At 54.8% G+C, this 1,526-nt stretch carries 1 protein-coding gene; it reads left to right on the top strand.

Going from position 1 to position 1,526, the window contains the following annotated elements:
- Window positions 1–1,333: glycosyltransferase family 4 protein (locus tag GDN47_RS31800; protein ID WP_152095061.1), on the top strand; the 1,333-nt coding region annotated here is incomplete at its 5' end.
- Between the last annotated feature and the right edge of the window lie 193 nt (window positions 1,334–1,526).

The raw sequence follows: 1,526 nt of genomic DNA, 5'->3' as shown, positions 1-1,526 counted from the left end.
CCCTTTGATGTCGCTCATCTACCGTAACAGACCCGACCTCCAGACTGCGTTCGATCTTAACAAGCCACAAGCCGTTCCTGCCTTTTGGGACTGGTGGTTCAATTATGGACAAAACGAATATCTCGGGAAAACGGCGGGGCGGATCTCAGGGACCGACAACACGGTTGCCGCATCAGGACACGATGCCGCAGTAGAAATTACATTCACGAAGTCTGGAGAAGCCCCCGCATCCGAAGCGCCTGCACCCAACATTTCACTCGTCGGTTACCCAAAGGGCGAATTCGGGCTTGGAGAGGATATTCGTCTGCTCCGGGCTTCATTAAATGAAGTCGGGATCAAGCCGACAGTGGTCAAAGCCCCATGGGCCATCATGGCGCGGCAGGCGATCGATGAACCCTCTGTCGAAGCCAGCATGGCCGCATTCGATAGCGACGTCATGATCTACGTCATGCCGGCCTTCGATACAATGACCCTTTTGAACAAGGTCGGCCCCCGTGCTTTCACGGCACGCCGAAAGATCGGCTTCTGGCAATGGGAACTGGAACGATTTCCTCCACCGGCAAAGATCGCGATGGAGTTGGTCGATGAAATCTGGTGCCACTCGGAACATTCCGCGCGCGCCTTTAGGAGTGCGACGGATAAGCCGGTCATCAAGGTGCCATTACCGGTGCTCGTGCCCGATGTCCGCATGGTGCCGCGCTCGAAATTCGATCTGGAAAACGACAGCTTCGTTGTTTTCACCAGCTTCGACGGCGCGTCTTCCATCTCACGCAAGAATCCACTCGGTGCAATCCAGGCGTTTCAGAAGGCGTTCCCCGCCGCAACGCACAGCAAGGCACGGCTGATCGTCAAGGCGATGAATACGCTCGACGATTCACTCTGGCGTGAATGCATGCGCAAGGCTGTCATCGATGATCGGATCCTCATTCGAGACAAGGTCATGGATCGTCTCGAATACTATGAACTGCTACAATGTTGTGACGCGGTCTTGTCCCTTCACCGGGCAGAAGGCTTCGGACGCCTTATGGCTGAGGCAATGGCGATGGGGATTCCTGTCATCGCCTCCGGTTATTCCGGTAACCTCGATTTTATGGAGGATAGCAATAGCTGGCTCGTTCAAGGCGTCCAGATCCCTGTTTTTTCCGGAGACTATGCATTTTTCCAGGACCAAATGTGGTTTGAACCCGATATCGACTCCGCGGCAGCAGCGCTTCGCGAATGTGCGGAGGACAACGAAAAATGCCGACGGCTGGCAAGCGCTGCCAAGGAAACAATGGAGCGCTACAGTCCTCAGATTTGTGGGGCAAGATATCTCGACATCTTGAGGTCCTGAATTGACGGGTTTGACGCTCACCCGCAATTGACAGCGAGCGCGACGAAGACCCCACCTTTCTTTTTGAGATTGAGGCCGCGAGATGAGCTTCTTCATCGATAGGAGCGGAATGGAATGGTTGGAGATCGCGCTGATGCCATGCTTGAATTCATGGATGAAGTGACCTGCCACTGAACTTTCACCCAGCGGCGAC

Source organism: Martinezella dioscoreae, from assembly GCF_009176305.1.
Classification (GTDB): Bacteria; Pseudomonadota; Alphaproteobacteria; order Rhizobiales; family Rhizobiaceae; genus Rhizobium; species Rhizobium dioscoreae.
The sequence above is the reverse complement of the archived record's forward strand: the minus strand, read 5'-3'. Positions and strand labels throughout refer to the sequence as shown.